This window comes from Arsukibacterium sp. MJ3 (assembly GCF_000987765.1).
Lineage (GTDB): Bacteria > Pseudomonadota > Gammaproteobacteria > Enterobacterales > Alteromonadaceae > Alishewanella.
Window position 1 is genome coordinate 1 of the sequence record NZ_LAHP01000053.1, and the last position, 1976, is coordinate 1976.

A 1976-nucleotide genomic window follows, 5' to 3' on the forward strand; every position below is an offset into this window, starting at 1 on the left:
TTAAATATTTTGATAATGAATTTTCAATTATTTCTTTATTATACTATTGTTTTTTATATACATTTTGTGGGGATTTGTCAGTCTCTGACCCTATTGATCCTAACGACGGCGACGCTGTTCGCCAGTTAAAATTTCAATACGCTCCATAGACACTCCTTAAAGATAGGTCTAAGCCTATCGCTTAATTAAAAAGTGTCCGTTTTAAAAAGGGGCTATTACAGAGACACCAAAATAGTCTCTAAGTAGCCATATACCTAATGACCTGTTTATTCTTGAAAAGATAAAATATGAGAACAAACAAGATTATAAGCATCATACAAGCCATCGCCACAGCCCCTTCCAAGCCATACCTATATTCTGCAAATAGAGTAGGCAAACAACTCAGTAAGAATGCTGTTAAAAAACATAGCCGGGAAAAACTAGCTTTTAAAAGAAGCATAACTGAGGATATCATCGCGAAAACAGAACTCAGCAAGTAAAAAACGACAAGCCCCCCTTCATAACCTGAAGTAGATGAAATCAAACTCACCAGTGCAAAAAAAGGAGCAATAAACCCAGCACCAATAATTAGCAGTAACAAATTTGGTGCGCTTTTAATCCGTTGCAAAATATTCATATTATCAAAACCAACCTATTACTTCGAAAGTTGCATGAGCACTAACCTTTAAACCCCATGAACGACTGGGATTGGTCAGGGCATTTGTAAAACTAGGTACATTTGAAAAACCATTGCCATTTAATGTAGTACCACCACTTGCAGACATACCGGGGTTGTATGGACCAAATGCTGCACTGGTAGAAACATTTGTACCAAAACTGGTTCCTGTGGCTTCACTACAGCTAGTAGAATTAGTGGCATTTAAGCTAGGCCTCTGCTGAGCCGCATCATAACTTGCGCCTCCACCCATACCAATTCCTAATCGCCCGCCAAAAAACCATTTGCCATCTGTTCCTTTCCCGACTGTGATTCCTCCACCGATTCCAAAATAAGCATCGAGATTAAATGCCGCCAACCCTAAAGGATCAATATAACTTAACGGATTCCCCTCAACATACCCATAAGTATTCAGCCCACCCGCCAAACCAATTGGGTCGCTCTGCAGGTATCTGCCAGTCGTTGCATCATAATCCCGGAAGTAGTTATACCAGCTTTGCTTTTCCGCATCCCAGTACTGGCCGGGGAAGCCGATATTAAAATCACCAATCGATGTTGTCAGCACACTCCGGTCAAACGCTTCCAGCTTGGCGCGCCAAACAACATAACTGCGAGCCAAAAATTACTGCACTTTTATATTTTTGATCTGTCAGGAAATATTTTTTAACTTTATTGATCACATACCACCCTGAAAAAAACAAAAAATACACTTATGGATTTTAATAGTAAAACAAAATTTATTTACTTTAACGATTAATTTTTCTATTAGATGGGGAATATTGCGGTTGTTACTGGTATTTTGCGATATTGACATTTATTTGAAGAAAGTTTTTCCCAGTCGGTTAAAAGACATTTTATAACTTTATGGTTTAATCAACAGTACCTAACTTAGCGTCTACGCTGCAGCAAGGTTAACACTTCATAGTGGCTGCTGTGGGCAAACATATCAAACAGCTGAACTTTCAGTAACTGATACCCTGGCAGTTGCGCCAGATCCTGGGCAAGGGTCTGGGCGTTACAGCTCGAATACATTAACCATGCAGGCGCCAGCCGTTCGATATCATGACACAATGCTGCGCCCAAGCCGCGCCGTGGCGGGTTAACCACCAGCAAATCGGGTGCGTTGGCAGCGGCGTTGGCAAATGCACTGGCATCCAGTGCCTGAAAACTAACATTAGCTAAACCCATTGCAGCCGCTGAACGCGTAGCGCTGGCAATTGCGGCTGGGGCAATTTCAATTCCCACCAGCTTCTGGCCAGGCCTTACCAGATGCAAACCAAAACCACCCACCCCGCAAAAAAGATCCCAAATTTGTTTAAAT

At 41.6% G+C, this 1976-nt stretch carries 3 protein-coding genes; all 3 read right to left on the reverse strand.

Going from position 1 to position 1976, the window contains the following annotated elements:
* Positions 1 to 238: 238 nt before the first annotated feature.
* Positions 239 to 616 (reverse strand): hypothetical protein, encoded by a 378-nt coding sequence (locus tag VT06_RS16580; protein WP_046555440.1) that lies wholly within the window; start codon positions 614 to 616, stop codon positions 239 to 241.
* 4 nt (positions 617 to 620) lie between these two features.
* On the reverse strand, positions 621 to 1274 hold the full coding sequence (locus VT06_RS18165) for an RHS repeat-associated core domain-containing protein (RefSeq protein ID WP_046555441.1): 654 nt from the start codon (positions 1272 to 1274) through the stop codon (positions 621 to 623).
* A 269-nt stretch (positions 1275 to 1543) separates the two neighbouring features.
* Positions 1544 to 1976, reverse strand: a 433-nt coding sequence (locus VT06_RS16590; protein WP_046555442.1) for a methyltransferase domain-containing protein, incomplete at its 5' end; no start/stop codon positions are given.

Excerpts from the sequence above, each read along its gene's own strand:
- VT06_RS16580 (WP_046555440.1), bottom strand. The coding sequence starts at position 616 with ATGAATATTTTGCAACGGATTAAAAGCGCACCAAATTTGTTACTGCTA.